Below are 958 nucleotides of genomic sequence, written 5' to 3'. Positions count from 1 at the left end.
TGGGCCGCCTGAAGGCGGCTGTCGCTACAGGCCAAACTTGAGCTGGTCATAGTGCTCATCTTCCTTTTCCTGGTTCCGGATGTATGCACGTACCACCCCCTCGTTCAGCCCCACGGTTGAAACGAAATACCCCCGAGCCCAGAAATTCTCACCCGTGAAGTTCTTCGCCTTTCCCATAAAACGCCGCGCTATCGAAATCGCACTCTTGCCCTTGATGTAGCCCACCACATACGACACCGAGTGCTTGGGTGGGATGCTGATGCACATGTGGACATGGTCAGGCATCAAATGGCCCTCCACTATCCGGCACTCCCTCTGCCTCGCCAACTCATGCAACAGCTCGCCAAGGTGCTTGCGAATTGCTCCGAAGATCGCCTTTTTGCGCCTCTTCGGGATGAAAACAACGTGGTACTTACAGTCCCACTTCGTGTGCGTGAGACTCTGATAGTCTCTCATCGGGTACCTCCTATCTCTTGGTCGAGACAGAAGGCTCCCGATGACCGTATCACACGGTCAAACCTCAAGGAGTCCCCCGGCTAAGCCGGGGGATTACCTTATTTATTTATGGACAACATTGGTGTTGATGCCGTGGCTCAATGCCACGCTGGCGACGGAGGCGCCGGGTTGGCCACACTCCTGCACGACTTGAGCCTTGAAGGCCGTGGAATAGGAACGACGCTGCATGATTTCCCCGCTTGAAAAGGTGTCCACGATGAATAGGTGGACACCATCTCTTAGCTTGGCGGGTTCAAGCCAGACGACTTGGCCAGACGGTTACATAACTGCGACTGACCGATCCGGCCAACCAGCATTAATTGCGAATGAACCTGCATTGATTGTCGCCGACCTGCATTCCATCGGCGCGGGCTCACGCTTTCTGCAACTGAACATCACTGCCTTGGCCGTCCAAAAAACCAAGGTTTACTGGACGCTGGCCTCGCGTCTGGCGGAAACCGAG

Annotated in this window: 3 protein-coding genes; 1 reads left to right on the top strand and 2 read right to left on the bottom strand. The window is 55.3% G+C overall.

The features are described from left to right. Positions 1-24 precede the first annotated feature (24 nt). Together tnpA and ACYVD0_RS22885 are read right to left on the bottom strand one after the other, a co-directional pair. Entirely contained in the window at positions 25-456 is a 432-nt protein-coding gene (gene tnpA, locus ACYVD0_RS22890; RefSeq protein ID WP_460428931.1) for an IS200/IS605 family transposase, read from the bottom strand. Between the two features lie 102 nt (positions 457-558). Then, positions 559-684 (bottom strand): transposase, encoded by a 126-nt coding sequence (locus ACYVD0_RS22885; protein ID WP_460428930.1) that lies wholly within the window; start codon positions 682-684, stop codon positions 559-561. Between ACYVD0_RS22885 and ACYVD0_RS22880 the strand changes: the two genes are divergently transcribed. Beyond that, positions 683-958 (top strand): hypothetical protein (locus tag ACYVD0_RS22880; RefSeq protein ID WP_460428929.1); only part of this gene is annotated, 276 nt, incomplete at its 3' end. The two genes, ACYVD0_RS22885 and ACYVD0_RS22880, sit on opposite strands and share 2 nt — an antisense overlap.

It is taken from the genome of Azotobacter armeniacus (assembly GCF_054779355.1).
Note: the sequence above shows the minus strand (reverse complement) of the source record. Positions and strands in the feature narration are given on the sequence as shown.